This window comes from Streptomyces albiflavescens, assembly GCF_014645835.1.
Lineage (GTDB): Bacteria > Actinomycetota > Actinomycetes > Streptomycetales > Streptomycetaceae > Streptomyces > Streptomyces albiflavescens.
In genome coordinates, this window is record NZ_BMMM01000007.1 from 243,918 (window position 1) to 261,172 (window position 17,255).

General features: G+C 69.3%; 17 protein-coding genes and 1 pseudogene. 6 read left to right on the forward strand and 12 right to left on the reverse strand.

Annotation, left to right across the window (positions count from 1 at the left end):
• Positions 1-71: 71 nt before the first annotated feature.
• The 6 genes from IEY95_RS20900 to IEY95_RS20925 all read right to left on the reverse strand — a co-directional run bounded on the left by IEY95_RS20900 (position 72) and on the right by IEY95_RS20925 (position 7,615).
• The gene (locus IEY95_RS20900) at positions 72-374 is read right to left on the reverse strand and encodes a hypothetical protein (RefSeq protein ID WP_189187593.1); all 303 of its coding nucleotides are present in this window, start codon (positions 372-374) and stop codon (positions 72-74) included.
• A 131-nt stretch (positions 375-505) separates the two neighbouring features.
• Entirely contained in the window at positions 506-1,495 is a 990-nt protein-coding gene (locus tag IEY95_RS20905) for a TerC family protein (protein ID WP_189187594.1), read from the reverse strand.
• Between the two features lie 271 nt (positions 1,496-1,766).
• The gene (locus IEY95_RS20910; RefSeq protein ID WP_189187595.1) at positions 1,767-3,785 is read right to left on the reverse strand and encodes a TerD family protein; all 2,019 of its coding nucleotides are present in this window, start codon (positions 3,783-3,785) and stop codon (positions 1,767-1,769) included.
• A gap of 42 nt (positions 3,786-3,827) precedes the next feature.
• On the reverse strand, positions 3,828-4,406 hold the full coding sequence (locus IEY95_RS20915) for a TerD family protein (RefSeq protein WP_189187596.1): 579 nt from the start codon (positions 4,404-4,406) through the stop codon (positions 3,828-3,830).
• A 160-nt stretch (positions 4,407-4,566) separates the two neighbouring features.
• On the reverse strand, positions 4,567-6,708 hold the full coding sequence (gene uvrB / locus IEY95_RS20920; RefSeq protein WP_189187597.1) for an excinuclease ABC subunit UvrB: 2,142 nt from the start codon (positions 6,706-6,708) through the stop codon (positions 4,567-4,569).
• A 40-nt stretch (positions 6,709-6,748) separates the two neighbouring features.
• Positions 6,749-7,615, reverse strand: a complete 867-nt coding sequence (locus tag IEY95_RS20925; RefSeq protein ID WP_189187598.1) for an MHYT domain-containing protein — start codon at positions 7,613-7,615, stop codon at positions 6,749-6,751.
• A 279-nt stretch (positions 7,616-7,894) separates the two neighbouring features.
• Between IEY95_RS20925 and IEY95_RS20930 the strand changes: the two genes are divergently transcribed.
• The gene (locus tag IEY95_RS20930) at positions 7,895-8,764 is read left to right on the forward strand and encodes a glycerophosphodiester phosphodiesterase (RefSeq protein WP_189187599.1); all 870 of its coding nucleotides are present in this window, start codon (positions 7,895-7,897) and stop codon (positions 8,762-8,764) included.
• A gap of 88 nt (positions 8,765-8,852) precedes the next feature.
• Complete coding sequence (locus IEY95_RS20935; protein WP_189187600.1) at positions 8,853-9,407, forward strand: methylated-DNA--[protein]-cysteine S-methyltransferase; 555 nt, start codon at positions 8,853-8,855, stop codon at positions 9,405-9,407.
• A 79-nt stretch (positions 9,408-9,486) separates the two neighbouring features.
• Here the strand turns inward: IEY95_RS20935 and IEY95_RS20940 are convergent, their stop codons facing one another.
• On the reverse strand, positions 9,487-9,849 hold the full coding sequence (locus IEY95_RS20940; protein ID WP_189187601.1) for a cupin domain-containing protein: 363 nt from the start codon (positions 9,847-9,849) through the stop codon (positions 9,487-9,489).
• Positions 9,850-9,963: 114 nt separating this feature from the next.
• On the opposite strand from IEY95_RS20940, the gene IEY95_RS20945 reads away from it, so the two are divergent.
• A complete protein-coding gene (locus tag IEY95_RS20945; RefSeq protein ID WP_229703187.1) occupies positions 9,964-10,821 on the forward strand; it encodes a zinc-binding dehydrogenase in 858 nt (285 codons plus the stop codon).
• A 68-nt stretch (positions 10,822-10,889) separates the two neighbouring features.
• Here the strand turns inward: IEY95_RS20945 and IEY95_RS20950 are convergent, their stop codons facing one another.
• The gene (locus tag IEY95_RS20950; protein ID WP_189187602.1) at positions 10,890-11,318 is read right to left on the reverse strand and encodes a VOC family protein; all 429 of its coding nucleotides are present in this window, start codon (positions 11,316-11,318) and stop codon (positions 10,890-10,892) included.
• 97 nt (positions 11,319-11,415) lie between these two features.
• On the opposite strand from IEY95_RS20950, the gene IEY95_RS20955 reads away from it, so the two are divergent.
• Both IEY95_RS20955 and IEY95_RS20960 read left to right on the forward strand, forming a co-directional pair.
• Positions 11,416-12,321, forward strand: a complete 906-nt coding sequence (locus IEY95_RS20955; protein WP_189187603.1) for a pseudouridine-5'-phosphate glycosidase — start codon at positions 11,416-11,418, stop codon at positions 12,319-12,321.
• A 38-nt stretch (positions 12,322-12,359) separates the two neighbouring features.
• Entirely contained in the window at positions 12,360-13,265 is a 906-nt protein-coding gene (locus tag IEY95_RS20960) for a carbohydrate kinase family protein (protein ID WP_373294500.1), read from the forward strand.
• A 545-nt stretch (positions 13,266-13,810) separates the two neighbouring features.
• Here IEY95_RS20960 and IEY95_RS20965 read toward each other — a convergent pair.
• Positions 13,811-14,605: a methyltransferase domain-containing protein gene (locus tag IEY95_RS20965; RefSeq protein WP_189187605.1), complete on the reverse strand. Its 795-nt coding sequence runs from the start codon at positions 14,603-14,605 to the stop codon at positions 13,811-13,813.
• Positions 14,606-14,891: 286 nt separating this feature from the next.
• Between IEY95_RS20965 and corA the strand changes: the two genes are divergently transcribed.
• Positions 14,892-16,019, forward strand: coding sequence for a magnesium/cobalt transporter CorA (corA, locus tag IEY95_RS20970; RefSeq protein WP_189187606.1), 1,128 nt, complete (start codon positions 14,892-14,894; stop codon positions 16,017-16,019).
• Positions 16,020-16,123: 104 nt separating this feature from the next.
• On the opposite strand, the gene IEY95_RS20975 is transcribed toward corA, so the two are convergent.
• From IEY95_RS20975 to IEY95_RS49145, 3 genes and pseudogenes are all read right to left on the reverse strand, one after another.
• Positions 16,124-16,552, reverse strand: a complete 429-nt coding sequence (locus IEY95_RS20975) for a CBS domain-containing protein (RefSeq protein ID WP_189187607.1) — start codon at positions 16,550-16,552, stop codon at positions 16,124-16,126.
• 145 nt (positions 16,553-16,697) lie between these two features.
• Positions 16,698-17,111 (reverse strand): PPOX class F420-dependent oxidoreductase, encoded by a 414-nt coding sequence (locus IEY95_RS20980; RefSeq protein ID WP_189187608.1) that lies wholly within the window; start codon positions 17,109-17,111, stop codon positions 16,698-16,700.
• Between the two features lie 59 nt (positions 17,112-17,170).
• Positions 17,171-17,255 (reverse strand): annotated as a pseudogene (locus IEY95_RS49145) (uridine kinase); the annotation flags it as partial.

Sequence of the window (17,255 nt, forward strand, 5' to 3'; positions counted from 1 at the left end):
GGCCCCGCACTCCGGTGGCACGGGGCCCGCTCCGAGACAGCTCCGAAGGAACCCGTTCGGGAACCGGTTCGCTACTTCAGTTCGGTCATCTCGCGTACGTCGCAGTCGGTGAAGGACGGTGGCCGGGTACACAGCGCGGCCATGTGCTCCGCCATCTTGGTCGTCTCGGGGTCGTTGCTGTTGCGCATGGCGTCCTCGTACGAATCGAACTCGATCGCTACGAGATAGCGGTTGGGCTTGTTGCGGTCCTGGAGGACGAGGCGGTGCGTGGGGCCGCCGCTGCGGTCGGCCATACGCTTGTCGGCCTCCTCGACCAGCTTCTGCATCTCATCGATGCGCTCGGTCTCGAAGTCGACGATCTGCACGAACTTCATGGATACCTCCACCCGGCCTGGGCGCCCCCCCGAGCAGGGGAACACACAGCACCCAAGCAAGCACCGGGAGCGGTGGTCGGCAATTCGCCGCGCACCGCTCCCGGGGATGGTTGTTCCTACGTCCGACGTGGTCAGGCGTCGATGCTGTCCTTCGGAGCGCTCTTGGCCTCGTCGAGCGCCGCCTGCCTCTTGGAGGCGATCAGGCTGGTGATCGTGGTGACCACCAGGACCGCGCAGATCACGCCGAGCGAGACCGGGATGGAGATCTCGGGGACATGGACCCCCGACTCGTGGAGCGCGTGCAGCACGAGCTTGATGCCGATGAAGCCGAGGATGACCGACAGGCCGTAGCTGAGATGGACCAGCTTCTTGAGCAGGCCCCCAATGAGGAAGTACAGCTGCCGCAGACCCATCAGCGCGAACGCGTTGGCCGTGAAGACGATGTACGGGTCCTGGGTCAGACCGAAGATCGCGGGGATCGAGTCGAGCGCGAAGAGCACGTCGGTGGTGCCGATCGCCAGCATCACGACCAGCATCGGCGTCATGACGCGCTTGCCGTTCTGCTGGATCCACAGCTTGGTGCCGTGGTACCGGTCGGCCACGCCGAATCGCCGCTCGGCGGCCTTGAGCAGCCGATTCTCCTCGAACTCCTCGTCCTCCTCCTCGGCCCGCGCTTCCTGGATCAGCTTCCAGGCGGTGTATATGAGGAAGGCGCCGAAGATGTAGAAGACCCACGCGAAGCTCGTGATGATCGCGGCACCCGCGGCGATGAACATCGCGCGCAGGACGAGGGCTATCAGCACACCGACCAGGAGCACTCGCTGCTGGTACTGCGAGGGCACGGCGAACTTCGCCATGATCAGGACGAAGACGAAGAGGTTGTCGACGCTCAGCGACTTCTCGGTGATGAAGCCGGCGAAGAACTCTCCGGCGGGATCACCGCCGGAGAAGACGAGCAGTCCGAGTCCGAACAGTGCGGCCAGGACGATCCAGACTATGGTCCAGATCCCGGCTTCCTTGACGGATACGTCGTGCGGCTTGCGGCCGATGAAGAAGTCGACGGCGATAAGGGCGGCAAGGCCCACGATCGTCAGGACCCACAGGGTCAGGGAAACATCCACTGCGCCTCCGGCAGTACGTAACGGCAGATGTCAGCGTCGTCGCTGCCGGAGGTCTCTTCCACCCGTGACGATCACGGGCCGACGCCCCGGGATCTGGCCAGATCCGTATTGACGGGTACGCCGCAGTAGGTAGGGAGTACTCCCCTCCGTACGGAGAACAGTACCCGAATCACCAAGGAAGGGTAAAGGGATTAGTAAAAGAAGAACCAAATCCCCTGGTCAGGAGGCTTTACTGACGCTTGGTGCGAACCCCGGGGTGACCGATGACATGTCAGCGGTTCCAGGGGCGGCGTGCCGCCGCCACCTGTGCGAGCACCTGCTGGAGCACCTGGCTGCCCGCCGGCACGAGCGCGGGCTCGTAGGTCCAGGCGTGCCCGACCCATGGATCGGCGAGGTGGTCGTCAGGCACGGGGGTGAGGCGCAGCAGCGAGCGCCAGAGCGGGTCGAGCAGCGGCCCGTAGGCGGCGGCGTCCTCCCGGTCGGCCACCATCATGAGATGGACGCCGACGGCCGGGCCCTCATCCGCGAGATAGCGCAGCTGGGTCACGGCGCGGTCGTCGAAGCCGTGCGGGAAGTCGTTGACGATCAGCAGTTGCTCGGCGGTATCGAAGCCCGGCGGCAGCGAGTCGGCCGCTCCGCCGCGCATCGCCATCTGCACCAGGTCGACGCGCTGGGTGAGCCGTGCCAGGACGTCGGCCACGCCCGCCGCGCCGGCGGCGGGCGGGCCGTCGAGCACCCCGGACTGCACCAGCGGCATGAGGGACGAGGCACCCGAACCGGCCGGGTCGATGACGTGCACCGTGAACTCACCGGCGGGGTACACGGCGAGCAGCCGCGCGGCATGCGCCACCGCCGTGTCCATGGCGAGGCGGCGCACTTCGTCGGAGTCGACGAGCGAGCCGTCCAGGCCGGCGCGGCCGCTGTCTATCCACAGGCCCCGCTCCAGCGGAAGCCGGACAAGCATAGGAATGCTCAGACCCTCGCTCTCGGGCAGATGGAGGTCGCCGAGGCGCAGTGCCATGGGGATCTCCATCGGTACCCGGTAGCCGTGCCAGACCGGGTTGTCCCAGCGCGCGTACGCCGCGGGCAACGCGGGCTCGACGACGTCGGCCTCGGCGGTGAGCTGTGCGAGGTCACGGTCGAGTGCCGCCCTGGCCTGGTCGACGAGCTGGGCGTGCTTGGCCTGGGCCGCCTCGCGCGCGGCGTCGCCCTGCCCGCCGATCCTGCTGCGCGGGTCGGACAGGACCTTGTCGAGCTCCTGCTCCATACGCGAGTCGGCGAAGTCGACGGCGCTGCGATACGCGGCAGCGGTGCGGGCCAGGTCCTCGAACATGCCCCACACCTGGTTGTAGAGCCGCTCCTCCATGGACCAGCCGGTCGCATCGCCCGCGACGGGCTGTGCGGGCTGCCCGGGCGGGGCCGGTGGCGCGGTCGGCGGGGGCGGGGGCGGGGCCGCGGTCTGCCGGCCGGGGTGGCTGTAGTTGATCGGGTCGCCTGCCGTGGGCGCGGCGGGCTGGGTGACCGCGGAGGGGTCCGGAGCGGGACTTCCCTGCGGCGCCGTGGTGCCTTGCGGACCCGCTGCATCGTACGGGGACGAAGACAGCGGGGCCGGCGCTACGTGTCCCGCGGAGCCCTGGGGCCCGGTGTACGGCTGGTCCGGTCCCGGCGCAGAGGTGGCCGCCTGCCGTGAGCGGTCACCGTCGGGTGTACGCGGCGGGGGTGCCGCCACCGAGCGGGCCAGGCCCTGGACCACCGCTTCGTTGATACTGCCCGCGAGCTGCTGGGCCTCGGGCAGGCCCTGGTCGGTGAGGAGTTCGGCGAGGCCGCCGGCGTATCCCTGGCCGACCGCCCGGACCTTCCAGGCGCCTTGCCTGCGGTAGAGCTCCAGGGCGACGACGGCCGACTCGGCGTCCAGGCCGGTGATGGTGTAGCTGGCGACCTCGGAGCCGTCGAGGCCGGTGACCGCGACGAAGGGGGCGGCGACGGCGCCGAACCGGACCGGGCCGCCGACCCCGGACGGCAGTGCGAGCAGCACACTGACCCGGTGCACGGTCTCCGGCAGGGCGTCCAGGTCGAACGCAAGGCGGTGGTCGGCCGCCGCCTGCTTGGAGACCTCGAGTCCGGGCAGTGTGGGCGCGCCCGGGTGGGCCACCCACTCCACACCGCGGACCTTGCCCTGCTCGTCGCTGAGCGTGGCCCCGGCCACGATCGGCTTGCCGGCCGAAACACGGACCTCAAGACGGACCTGGGAGAGCGAATGGTTCTGCCCCCGGACCAGCTCGGCCGTCATTGCCTTGTCCCCCTATGTCGCTTCTTGTGCTGCGCCGGCTGCCTACAGATGCGGCAGGATCGCGGGCATCAGGTCCTGGAACGTACGGCCGTTGGCCGGCGTGCCGAGGGCCGTCATCTGCCAGCCCGCGCCCGCGCGGTGCACCTTCGCCATGATCTGGGCCGTGTACTGTCCGCCGCCCGCGAGCGTGTAGCGGGCGAGCTCCTGGCCGTTGGTCTCGTCGACCAGACGGCAGAACGCGTTCTGCACTTCCTGGAACGTCTGGCCCGTGAAGGAGTTCACGGTGAAGACGATCTGGTCGATGTGGACCGGGATGCGCTGCAGGTCGACGAGGATCGCCTCGTCGTCGCCGCCCTGGCCCACGCCGCCGACCAGGTTGTCACCCGTGTGCCGTACGGAGCCGTCGTCGCTGACGAGGTGGCGGAAGAACACCACGTCGACGGGCTGCTTGTCCGCGAACAGGACGGCGGAGGCGTCGAGGTCGATCTCCCGGGTGCGCGAGCCGAACAGCCCGCGCCGGGGGGCCGCCTGCCAGCCGAGCCCCATGCGCACCGCGGTCAGGGTGCCCCCGTCGTTCTTCTGCAGACTGATGGCCTGACCCTTGGTCATGTTGACCGTCACGCGCTGTTCCCCTCTCGAACTGTCCCCTGTTGCCGCGGAGTCCGCGGATGACCAGAACCCTACGCAGCGGCACTGACAGTGCCGAACCCTGGGGCGCTCTTTGTGTCGGTCTTGCAACACAGCGCGCATATGCCGAGGTCCGGCACGGCCCGCGCGGGCGTCAGGCCAGGCCCGCTTCCTTCATCTGGCGCAGCTCCTTCTTCATCTCGGACACCTCGTCGCGCAGTCGGGCCGCGATCTCGAACTGGAGATCGGCCGCGGCGGCGCGCATCCGCTCCGTCATCTCCTCGATCTGCTCGGCGAGTTCGGCTGCCGGGCGGTCGGTCGGCACCGTCTCCTTGCCCTTGCCCTTGCCCTTGCCCTTGGCGGACTTGGCCGCCTTGCCGGCGAGCGAGGGCACGGGGGCCTTGGCGCCCTTGCCGTCCTTCGTCTTGCGGTAACCCGAGCCGAGCAGCTGCTCGGTGTCGACGTCCTCGCGGGCGATCTGCGCCACGATGTCGTTGATCTTCTTGCGGAGGGGCTGCGGGTCGATGCCCTTCTCCTTGTTGTACGCGACCTGCTTCTCCCGGCGGCGGTTGGTCTCCTCGATGGCCTTCTCCATCGCCGCGGTGATCTTGTCGGCGTACATGTGGACCTGGCCGGAGACGTTGCGCGCCGCACGGCCGATGGTCTGGATCAGTGACGTGCCCGAGCGCAGGAAGCCCTCCTTGTCGGCGTCGAGGATCGCCACCAGGGAGACCTCGGGCAGGTCGAGGCCCTCCCTCAGGAGGTTGATGCCGACCAGGACGTCGTACTCGCCGGCCCGCAGCTCGCGCAGCAGCTCGACGCGGCGCAGGGTGTCGACGTCGCTGTGGAGATAGCGCACCTGGATGCCGAGCTCCAGGAAGTAGTCGGTGAGGTCCTCGGCCATCTTCTTGGTGAGCGTGGTGACAAGGACGCGCTCGTCCTTCTCGGTGCGCTTGCGGATCTCGTGCACCAGGTCGTCGATCTGGCCCTCGGTGGGCTTGACGACGACCTCGGGGTCGATCAGACCGGTGGGGCGGATGATCTGCTCGACCTGACCGTCGGAGCGGGAGAGCTCGTACTGCCCCGGGGTCGCCGAGAGGTAGACCGTCTGCCCGATGCGCTCCTGGAACTCCTCCCACTTCAGGGGGCGGTTGTCCAGCGCGGACGGCAGTCGGAAGCCGTGGTCCACAAGGGTGCGCTTGCGGGACGCGTCGCCCTCGTACATCGCGCCGATCTGGGGCACGGTGACGTGCGACTCGTCGATGACGAGCAGGAAGTCGTCCGGGAAGTAGTCGATCAGTGTGTTCGGCGGGGAGCCGGGTTCGCGGCCGTCGAAGTGCATCGAGTAGTTCTCGACTCCGGAGCAGGAGCCGATCTGGCGGAGCATCTCGATGTCGTACGTCGTCCGCATGCGCAGACGCTGGGCCTCCAGGAGCTTGCCCTGCTTCTCCAGCTCGGCGAGGCGCTCCCCGAGTTCCTTCTCGATGTCGTTGACGGCGCGCTCCATGCGCTCGGGGCCCGCCACGTAGTGGGAGGCCGGGAACACATAGACCTGATCGTCGTCGCTGATGACCTCGCCGGTGAGCGGGTGCAGCGTGGAAAGAGCCTCGATCTCGTCGCCGAACATCTCGATGCGCACGGCCAGCTCTTCGTAGACCGGGAAGATCTCGATGGTGTCGCCGCGGACCCGGAAGGTGCCTCGGGCGAACGCCACGTCGTTGCGCGTGTACTGGATGTCGACGAAGCGGCGCAGCAGGTCGTCACGGTCGATCTCGTCGCCGACCTTGAGCGAGACCATCCGGTCCACGTACTCCTGCGGCGTACCGAGGCCGTAGATGCAGGAGACCGAGGCGACCACCACGACGTCACGGCGGGTCAGCAGCGAGTTGGTCGCGGAGTGGCGCAGTCGCTCGACCTCCTCGTTGATCGAGGAGTCCTTCTCGATGTAGGTGTCCGACTGCGGGACGTACGCCTCGGGCTGGTAGTAGTCGTAGTACGAGACGAAGTACTCGACCGCGTTGTTCGGCAGCAGCTCGCGGAACTCATTGGCCAGCTGGGCGGCCAGGGTCTTGTTCGGGGCCATCACCAGGGTGGGGCGCTGGAGCTTCTCGATCATCCACGCGGTGGTGGCGGACTTGCCGGTGCCGGTCGCACCCAGCAGGACGACATCCTTCTCACCCGCGCGGATGCGCTTTTCCAGCTCGGCGATGGCCGTGGGCTGGTCACCACTCGGCTGGTAGGGGCTGACGACCTCGAAGGGCGCCACCGAACGTTCGATCTTGGATACGGGCCGCATGGAATCCACCGTACGACCCCGCACTGACAACGGGGCCGGATCACCAGCTCTGCGGGGTGCGGGAGCTGCGGTGCCGCTGGTTCCGCTCGGTGCGGGACGCAGGACGGCGGCCGGGGTGCGGGACGTCGGGGTGGGCCGGGATGCCGGGCCGGTGCTCCTTGGGGGTCCAGTCGGGCCTTCCCATGACCATCAGCGGGTCGAACATCACGACGACGCCCGCCAGACACAGGAAGACCAGGGGGCCGATCATCATGGGCCCGAGGAGGGCGGCGGGCGAGTCGCCCCCAGGGGTGCTGGACGTGCCGTGGAGATGGACGCTGAGGGCGGCCATGCCCGTGTAGTGCATGCCGCTGACGGCGAGCCCCATGACGAGACTGGCGCCCACGCTCCAGAGGAATCCCCTCACTTGTCCCGCCGCCCACAGGGCGGCTGTGGCGGCCACGACCGCTATGACGACCGAAGCGGAAACCGTGAGGGTGTTGTATTCGAGTCTTCCGTTGAGGCGCATGCCGGCCATGCCCAGGTAGTGCATCGTGGCGACTCCCAGACCGGTGATGGTGCCGCCGGTGAAGAGTGCCGTTCCGCGGGCGCCGCGGTAGCCGACGATGAAGATCCCGACGCCGACCATCACGATGGCCACGCCCAGGCTCGCGAACGTCGTCAGCTTGTCGTAGTGGATCGGGGTCTCCTTGATCGTGAACCCCATCATCGCGATGAAGTGCATGGTCCATATCCCCGAGCCGATCGCGGCCGAGCCGAGCGCCAGCCAGCCTGGGCGCCAGGACCGGGCGACGAGCATCGATCTGGTGGTGCAGCGCAGACCCAGCGCTCCACCCAGGCAGGCCATGAGGTAGGCCACCAGCGGTGTGACGAGTCCGTAAGTGAAGCCGTCGACCGTGCCCTGCATGTGCGGCTGCCCTTCCCGCCCTGTTGCTCCTGAAATTCCCTGAAATACCCCCACCCTCGGGGCCGCAAGAGCGGACAGGGTCGAGGCAGAGAGTATGACTCCCACCGGAATGGTCGAACGATTTTCCGGCAAAGAATCACGGCCTCGCCCCACCTGTGCGCTGCCAGTGAGCGGACTTGGACAACTCCATTCAATCTGTGGCCATCTCGCACCCCTTCTCCGTTGACTCTCTGCTGTCACTCTTGTGCTGTCAGTGATCACTCGACGCTAGGAGAAGGAATGCACGCGCGCGTTGCTGCCGCCACGACCGCCGCGCTTCTAGGGGGCGCTGTTGTGATACTCCCCAGCCCGCACGCCCGGGCCGGGTCCCAGAGCACCGGCCCAGTGATCGTCTCCCATCGCGGCGCCTCCGCGTATGCCCCCGAGAACACCCTGGCCGCCATCGACAAGGCGGCGGCAATGGGATTCAACTGGGTCGAGAACGACGTCCAGCGCACCAGGGACGGTGAACTCGTCGTCGTGCACGACGCCACGCTGGCGCGTACGACCGACGTCGAGCGGGTCTATCCGAACAGGGCTCCCTGGAAGGTCAAGGACTTCACCGCCGCGGAGATCGCTCGCCTGGACGCCGGGAGCTGGTTCAGCTCCCGGTACACGGGCACGCGCGTGCCGACACTGAAGCAGTACATGAACCGTGTCTCGCACAACCACCAAAAGCTCGTCCTGGAGATCAAGAATCCCGCTCTCTATCCCGGCATCGAGCGAGAGACTCTCAAGCTCCTGAGCAACGAGGGCTGGCTCGATCCGGCGCATCTGAGGAGCAGCCTGCTCGTCCAGAGCTTCAGCGCGGACAGTGTGCGAACCGTCCACGACCTGCGCCCGGGCATCAGGACGGCCTTCCTGGGCAAGCCGTCGATCGCACAGCTCCCCCAGTACGCCCGATTCGCCGATCAGATCAACGCGGATCACACCTCCCTCTCGTCCGCCTACATTTCCGCGGTCCACGGAGTCCGGGGACCGCACGGCAGTCCGATGAAGGTCTTCGCCTGGACCGTGAATGACGCGAGCACCGCCAGGCGCCTGGCCGGATTCGGTGTGGACGGCATCATCACGAACGTGCCCGACGTCATCCGGAGGACATGGGGGTAGCGCCACGCAGCTCTCCCGCTCGTGGTGCGGACGTCTGCCCGCGTCCGCACCACGAGCGCTGTCAGTGGCGGGTCGTACGGTGGAGCGCATGGACAGCCCTGGGCAGTACGAGCAGCCGGTCGTGTGGACCGTCGTAGGCACGGACATCGGTCCACTGATGCTGGCGGCGACACGCCACGGCCTGGTGAACGTGGTCTTCCACGCCACGGACGAAGTGCGCGACAAGGCGCTCGACCGGCTCGCCTCCCGTCTGGGCACGGAGCCCGTCGAGGCGCCCGGATCGCCTCTGCTGGCCGAGGCGATACGTCAGGTCGTGGCGTACTTCGCCGGCGAGCGGCGTGACTTCGAACTGCCGCTGGACTGGTCGCTGATCTCCGGGTTCAACCGCCAGGTGCTGCGCGAGCTGGCGTCCGGCGTCCCGTACGGCGCGGTCGTGGGCTACGGCGACCTGGCCGGGCGGGTCGGCCAGCCGGGCGCGGCGCAGGCCGTGGGCGTGGCCATGGGCTCGAATCCGCTGCCGGTCGTCGTGCCGTGCCATCGGGTGGTCGAGAGCGACGGTGGTATCGGCGGGTTCGGAGGCGGTCTGGAGACGAAGCGGAAGCTGCTCGCGCTGGAGGGAGTGCTTCCGGAGCCGCTGTTCTGACAGCGGCCCCGAGAGCCGGGTGGTGGTGTCTCACCGCTGAGCCGGTGAAGTACACCTCGCTGCTGCGCCGGTGACCGCGTCAGAGGCTGATGTGGTACGCCTTGCGGAGCGTCTCGTGCACGGTCCAGGTGGTGCGGTCGCCCTCGCGCAGGATCGCCGCGTCGCCCGGGCCCACCTCGATGACGTCGCCGCCTTCGACCTCGATCGTGGCGCGGCCGCTCACGACGACGAAGAGTTCATTCGCCTCCGTGTCGGTCACCACGCCGGGCGTGATCTGCCAGACGCCGCGCAGCTGCTTGCCGTCGGCCGACTCCCACAGCACCTTGCCCGTCACGACCGGGTCGCCGGAAACGATCTGCCCCGCGTCCAGGGGCTCCGGTTCGAGCTCGGCGTCGGGGATGTGCACGGCGAAGGACGGGGTGGCCTGGGAGTTCATGGTCATGAGCGGTCACCTTAAGGGCATCCGGGAAAGACCTCACGCGGAGGGTGGCCGGAACGCGCGGCCGGTAGCAGACTCCGCCCTGCGCACAGCCGCTGGCATCCGAAGTCACGGAGCGTGAACCCGGCCCGTCCGGGGGCGGCCTATGGCTATGTCGACATGGGCGGCTGGGTCGGGGGTCAGGCCGAATACGCCATGGTCCCGTACGCCGACTTCAACTTGTTGAAGTTCCCCGACCGCGACCAGGCGCGCGAGAAGCTCCTGGACCTGACCATGCTGTCGGACATCTTCCCGACCGGCTTCCACGGTGCGGTCACCGCGGGCGCCGGGGTCGGTTCGACGGTCTACGTCGCCGGGGCGGGCCCGGTCGGTCTGGCCGCGGCCGCATCGGCGCAGCTCCTTGGGGCCGCCGTCGTCATCGTCGGGGATCTCAACGCCGAACGCCTCGCCCAGGCAAGGAGTTTCGGCTGCGAGACCGTCGATGTCTCACGTGGCGGCGTGGAGGACCAGATCGCGGAGATCCTCGGTGAGCCCGAGGTGGACGCGGCCGTCGACGCGGTCGGCTTCGAGGCCCGGGCCCACGGCCCGAACGCTGCGGAGGCACCCGCGACCGTGCTCAACTCGCTGATGGGCATCACGCGCGCGGGCGGTGCCCTGGGCATCCCAGGGCTGTATGTCACGGACGACCCCGGCGGGATCGACCAGGACGCACGGGCCGGAACGCTGAAGGTACGGCTCGGCCTGGGGTGGGCGAAGAGCCATCGCCTCACCACGGGCCAGTGCCCGGTGATGCGGTACCACCGGGGGCTGATGAAGGCGATCCTGCACGAGCGCGTGCACATCGCCAAGGCGGTCAACGCGACCGTGATCGGTCTGGAGGACGCACCGCGCGGCTACGCCGAATTCGACCAGGGTGCCAGCCGCAAGTACGTACTCGATCCGCATGGGGCGCTGGAGGGCGTGCGGCCCGTCTGACCTCGCGCCTGTCTCGCGAAGGAGGGGTGCTCCCGCGCGGGTGAGCACCCCTCCTCCACCTCCGAGGGCTACTCGTAGTGCCGTGCCTCGAAGACGTTTCCGTCCGGGTCACGGAAGTAGAAGCTGCGCTTGGCCATCCCACGGGCGCCGTAGGAGTCGTACGAGAAGCCCGAGAGGGGGACGGACCGCTCCTCCAGACGTGCCCGTAGCGCTTCGAATTCGCGTCCCGCCAGCGATAGGCATACATGGTTGACCGGGTGCCCGGCACTTTCGGCGCCTTCAGGGACCACGTTCATGTATTCGGCCAGAGGAAGGGGCGCGAGGTCGAAAATGGTCTCCTCATTGAGGCGTACCGAGGGGAACGACGCCTTTCCGGCGGCGAATTCGGTGACCCTCAGAGGCTCCAGGCCGACCGCCTTCTCGTAGAAGTCGGCCGAGACGACCGGATCGCGCACCCACAGGACGACATGGTCGAGACGTGTCGAATTGTCCGTCATGCCCCCAGGCTGGTGTTGTACGCCGCAGGTCGCAAGGGTTTGACCGGGCGCGCCGCTCGCCAGAGATGAGGAAAGACGACCGACAGGAGGCAGACGCGTGATCGTGGTGTCCGAAGAGGTGCGGGAGGCGCTCGACGCGCGTCGGCCGGTGGTGGCCCTGGAGTCGACGATCATCGCGCACGGGCTGCCCCGCCCGCGCAATCTGCAGGTCGCGCTGGAGCTGGAGGATGTCGTACGGCGGGAGGGTGCCGTCCCCGCGACGATCGCCGTGCTCGACGGGCGGCCCCATGTCGGTCTGGACAAGGAGCAACTGGAACGGGTCGCGAACGAGGACGGGATCCGCAAGCTGGGTCACCGCGATCTGCCACTCGCGGTGGCGGCGGGTGCGAGCGGGGCGACGACGGTGTCCGCGACGGCGCTGCTGGCCGCCCGTGCGGGCGTACGGGTGTTCGCGACGGGCGGGCTCGGCGGGGTGCACCGTGAGTGGACGGTGACGCAGGACGAATCGGCCGACCTGGGTCTGCTGGCGCGTACCCGGATCACCGTGGTCTGCGCCGGCGTGAAGTCGATCCTGGACGTGCCCGCGACGCTGCAGCGCTTGGAGACGCTGGGCGTGGCGGTGGCGGGGTACGGCACAGAGCGCTTTCCCGGCTTCTACCTCTCGGACTCGGGGTATCCGGTGGACTGGAGGCTGGACTCCCCCGAGCAGGTGGCGGATGTCATGCGGGCGCAGGACGCGCTGGACGCTCCCGAATCGGCGCTCATCGTCGCGAACCCCGTCCCCGAGGAGGAGCAGCTCGATCCCGGGCTCCACGCGCGCGTGCTCGCCGACGCGCTGCACGCGTGCGAGGCGGAGGGCGTGACCGGGCAGGCCGTGACGCCGTTCCTGCTCGACTATCTGGTGCGGCACACCGACGGCGCCTCGCTCAGCGCCAACCTGGCGGCGGTGCGCGGCAACGTACGGCTCGCGGGGCGGATCGCGGCGGCCTGGGCCGGGGCGTGAGCGGGGCGGACCACGGGGGTGCCGGGCGGAGTGCGGGGGTGCCTGCGGGCGCTCTGCTCGTCGTCGGGGACGTGGTCACGGACATCGTCGCCCGGCACCGCGGACCGCTCGCGACGAGCACCGACACGGCCGCCGCCATCCACATGCTGCCGGGCGGCGCGGGCGCCAACGTCGCGTGCTGGGCCGCGCACCGGGGCTGCTCGGACGTACGGCTGCTCGGCCGGGTGGGAGCGGAAGCGGCCGGGTGGCACGAGCGTGAGCTCGCGGCCTGCGGCGTACGTCCCCTTCTCGTCGTTGATCCGGAGGCGCCGACCGGGACGGTGATCTGCCTGGTGGACACGGGCGCTTCCGCGGAGCGCACGTTCCTCACGGACAGCGGGGCCTCTCTGCGGCTCGACCCCGGCGACTGGTCGCCCGCGCTGCTCGACGGTGTCGCGCGGTTGCATCTGTCGGGCTACTTGCTCTTCTCCGAGCCGAGCCGGGCGCTGGTGTCGGTGGCGCTGGAGTCGGCACGCGCGCGTGGCGTGCCGGTGAGCCTGGATCCTGCGTCGACAGGGTTCCTCACCGAGCTGGGTGTGGACCGCTTCCTCGAACTCGCCGAGGGCGTCGACATCCTGCTGCCCAGCCGTGACGAGGCGTACCTGCTGACCGGGCTGCCCGATCCGGCGGACGCGGCGGCCAAGTTGAGCCGCCATGTCCCCCTGGTCGTCGTCAAGCAGGGCGGTGCCGGGGCCCTGGTGGCGCGCTCGGGAACGGTCCGGGCCCATGTCCCGGCCGTGCCCGCCACACCCCGCGACACCACGGGCGCGGGCGATGCCTTCACCGGAGCGTTCCTCGCCGCCCTGCTGGCGGGCGCGGAGCCCGATGCGGCGGCGGCCGAAGGGTGCGGGGCGGGGGCGATGGCGGTGGAACGGGTCGGGGGGAGGCCACCGGTGGGCGCCTGACGTCGGCCGGACGAGGCACGTGGGTGAGCCGACGACGCCGGCTCGTAGGGCCGCTACGGAAGTGGGCCGATGGCGCCGCGGCGCGGTGCGTGATGCAGGCGGCGGCCGGGCGGGCGAAGCCCGACCGGGTGCGGCGGCACCCGGGGGCGACGACAGCCCGGCGCGGAGAGGCGACACTCGCGCGGGCAAAGACCGACCCGGTGCGGCGGCACCCGGGGGCGAAGTCCGACCCGGTGCGGCGGCACCCGGGGGCGACGACAGCCCGGCGCAAAGGCGATACGCGCGGGCGAAGCCGCGGGCGCCGCACCCCGGCGGCGCCGACCAGCCGGCGGACATGCAGGCGGGTAGGCGAGGCCGAGGCGGCGGCCGCGTCGCCGACCGCAAGCGATCGGCCGGCGGGCCGACTGGCGGCGGCTGGCTGGCTGGCTGGCCGGTCGGCTGGCTGGCTGGCTGGCTGGCTGGCTGGCTGGCACCACCGAACGCTGGGCCGACACCCGGGTCGACGGCCATACTCATGGCGCCCCGGGCCGCCTCCCCTCCCCCGATTACCCCTTGCGCCCCCACGCCGAGATCATCGGTGCCGTCGCCAGGTCCATGGAGCCGGTGGCGACGTTGGCCAGGTGGCGGTCGATGTCCTGGTGGGTGGCCAGGCCCGCGGTGACGAGCTGGTCGCGGATCTGGCGGATTGTCGCGGACTCCAGGGCGTCGCAGGCGGGCGAGGCGACGGGGAAGTACGCCTCGGCCTCCACGCCGCGCAAACCCGCCTGGCGGAGCAGCCGCGGGAGTTTGCGGCCGTACGCGAGGTCGGCGCCGCGCTCGGCGAGCAGGCTGCGAAAGCCGTTGCGCAGCCGATTCGCGAGCTGTTGCTCGGGGCCGTACTCGTCGGGGCAGAGCAGGGGCTGCAGCGCGGGGTCGGCGTCCTCGACGAGGAGCCGGCCACCGGGCCGCAGGGCCTTGACCATCGACTGCAACGCCCGCTCCCGGTCCGGCACATGGACCAGCACGAGCCTGGCATGCACCAGGTCGAAGCCCTCTCCCGGCGGTTCCTCGGTGCCCACGTCGTGGACGCGGACCTCGACCGGCGGGCGGGCGGCGGAGGCCGCCCAGGAGGTGTCGATGTCGGTCGCGACGACCCGCCCGGTCGGACCGACCTTCTTGGCGAGCCAGGACACCACGGACGCGCCGCCCGCGCCGACCTCCCAGCAGCGCCAGCCGGGGCCGATGCCGAAGCGCTCGATGTGCCGGAACGTCGTGGGGTCGAAGAGAGTGGCGAAGGCGTCAAAGCGCTGTCCCGCCTCGTCCTGCTGGTTGTCGAGGAGATACCCGTCGGATCGCGTCATGGGGCGATCATCCCAGTTGACCTTCTTGTCCGTAATCGCCGACGCTCCCGTTGTCGCCACCCGCGCGATCGGGAGAGGCCGGCCCGCACACTCGGGCGAGCGCCATCCGCAAACTCGGGCCGACGCCGTCCGCACACTCGGGCCGGCGCCGCCTGCGTGCTCAAGCACGTACGCCGGAACGGAATATTCCGTTCCCACAGGCTTTTCCGGCACTCGATCAGGCCTGGCAGACTGGCGCGCCAAGGCGCAAAGTGCGGCGCGAGGGGATCCACGCAAGGAGATCCAGATGTCCATGGCAGGGAATCTGCGGAAGGTCACGGCCTTCGGCGCGGTCGGCGGCCTCCGCAAGGTGGCGCAGCTGACGCGGCGGCGCGCCCGTGTCGACCTGAGTCACCCCGCCCGGTCTCCGCTGGGCTCCGCGGTGGTGAACTGCGTGGCGTACCAGGACGGCGCCCGCGTCCCGGGCGGCCGCGATCTGGTCGACACCGTGGAGCGGATCCGCAAGAGCGACGAGGGGTTCGTCTGGCTCGGGCTGCACGAGCCGACGGACCGGGAGTTCGCCGGCATCGCCGAGCTCTTCGACCTGCACCCACTGGCCGTCGAGGACGCGGTGGAGGCCCATCAGCGCCCGAAGCTGGAGCGATACGGCGAGACACTGTTCGCGGTGTTCAAGACGGTCTGCTACGTCGAGCACAAGGAACTGACGGCGACCAGCGAGGTGGTGGACACCGGCGAGATCATGGTCTTCGTCGGTCCCGACTTCGTCATCACCGTGCGGCACGGACGGCACGGTTCCCTGGGCCCGCTGCGCGAGGAGTTGGAGGCCGACGCGCAGCAGCTCTCCAAGGGACCGGCCGCGGTACTGCACGCGATCGCGGACCATGTGGTCGACGACTACGTGCACGTCACGGACTCCGTCCAGGCGGACATCGACCAGGTCGAGGCCGATGTGTTCGCGGAGAACGGCGCGCGGACGGACGCCGGACGCATCTACCAGCTCAAGCGTGAACTCCTGGAACTGAAGCGGGCCGTGGTCCCGCTCGCCCGCCCGGTCCAGGAGCTCTCCACCCGGCCGATACGGGTGGTCGACCCGGAGATACAGGCCTACTTCCGGGACGTCTCCGATCATCTGCTGCGGGTCACCGAGCAGATCGCCGCCTTCGACGAGCTGCTCAACTCGATCCTGCAAGCGCACCTCGCACAGGTGACGGTGGCGCAGAACGAGGACATGCGGAAGATCACGGCATGGGCGGCGGTCATCGCCGTCCCGACCATGGTCTGCGGGGTGTACGGCATGAACTTCGACAACATGCCGGAACTGCACTGGAGGTTCGGCTACCCCCTCGTCATAGGCGTGATATCCGTCGCCTGCCTCGTCCTGTACCGAGGATTCAGGCGCAACGGCTGGCTCTGACACGCATCTCGCCCGGCACGGCCGGCCGGACGAGAGCGCGCACACCAGGGAACGGCTGGACTGGGGGAACCATCGAATCGAGTGGGCAGGAAGGACGAGCCGGGTCAGCCCGTCCCGCTCCTCGAGTAGACACTCTCGACCCAGCCGGCGAGCTGTTCGTCCGTCAGGTGCTGAGCCAGGTCGGCCTCGCTGATCATGCCGACCAGTCGCTTGTTCTCGATCACGGGAAGCCGGCGGATCTGGTGCCCCTTCATCTCCTGGAGCACCTCGCCGACATCGGCGCCCGAGTCGATCCAGCGCGGTGTGCCCTGAGCCATCTCACCCGCGGTGATGCGCGCCGGGTCGTGACCCATGGCCACACAGCCGACGACTATGTCGCGATCCGTGAGGATGCCGCAGAGTCGTTCGTTCTCGTCACTGATGGGCAGGGCGCCCACGTTGAGCTCGCGCATCAGCTGGGCCGCGCGGTCCAGGGTCTCGTGGGCGGGAATCCACTGGGCACCACGGTGCATGATGTCTCCGGCGGTGGTCATGAAGTACCTCCCGGTGCCGGACGGCCGGCGCGGCGCGGAACACACCGCTAGTCCCGGCGCCCTACATTCTTGTCGTGTCCCCAGGGATACGCACCCGGAAGTCCGCGGTTACCGAGGTTGCCCGCCACGTCGGCCCGCCCCGGGATCAGGCCGAGAACCCGACGATCTTCTGCGGGACGACACGGATGATCACGCGGACCTCGTCGTCCTTCTCCGCCGGAGGGTCGATGCCGAGGTACTTGTGCGAGAGCTCGTAGGGGAGGCGCTTGGCATCGTCGGGGAGGATCTCGGCGGTACCGCGGATCTCGACCGAGGTGTAGGGGTTGGCGAGGTCGAAGACCGAGAGGCTGATGCGGGCGTCCCGTTGGAGGTTGCGCACCTTCTGTCGTCCGGCGGTCGAGGAGAAGAGGACGGTGTCGCCCTCGCGCTTGATCCAGACCACCGAGTTCTGAGGAGCGCCGCCGGGGCCGAGGGTGGCGACGCTGGCGAAGTTCTTGCCGTCGAGGAGGGCACGGACGGAGCCGTCGAAGGCGGCCGGGTTGTCGGCGGAAGTCGTCATGGACTCAGCGTAACTATATGCACATACACATAAAAGTGTCTGGGGAGCGGCACTTTCCCTCAGCCGTTCCACGCCGGGTGGCGCGGATCGTCGGCACGCACCAGGACGTCGGCCGTGCCACCCGGGTCCACCTCGGCCTCGTAG